1 protein-coding gene is annotated in these 229 nt (G+C 41.0%); it reads right to left on the bottom strand.

Annotated elements, in window-relative coordinates:
- Nucleotides 1–204: ATP-binding cassette domain-containing protein (locus tag ETC27_RS18425; RefSeq protein WP_369333517.1), on the bottom strand; the 204-nt coding region annotated here is incomplete at its 3' end.
- Nucleotides 205–229 lie beyond the last annotated feature (25 nt).

Raw genomic sequence — 229 nt, 5'->3', positions numbered from 1 at the left:
TTTCGCAAAAGTTTTTAACAGTTTTAAAATATCAAGTTGGTGCAAAAGATCGAGATACGTTGTCGGCTCATCCAAAAGAATAATTTCACTGTCTTGCGCTAAAATCATCGTGATAAAAGCACGCTGACGCTGTCCGCCAGAAAGTTGGGCAACTCTTTGGTTACGTAGATCCCAAATCTCAGTTTCCTTCATGACTGGCTCCACAAAGCTCTTGTCTGCTTCAGATAAG

Origin of the sequence: Onishia niordana (assembly GCF_004798965.1) — a bacterium.
Lineage (GTDB): Bacteria > Pseudomonadota > Gammaproteobacteria > Pseudomonadales > Halomonadaceae > Onishia > Onishia niordana.
Note: the sequence above shows the minus strand (reverse complement) of the source record. Positions and strands in the feature narration are given on the sequence as shown.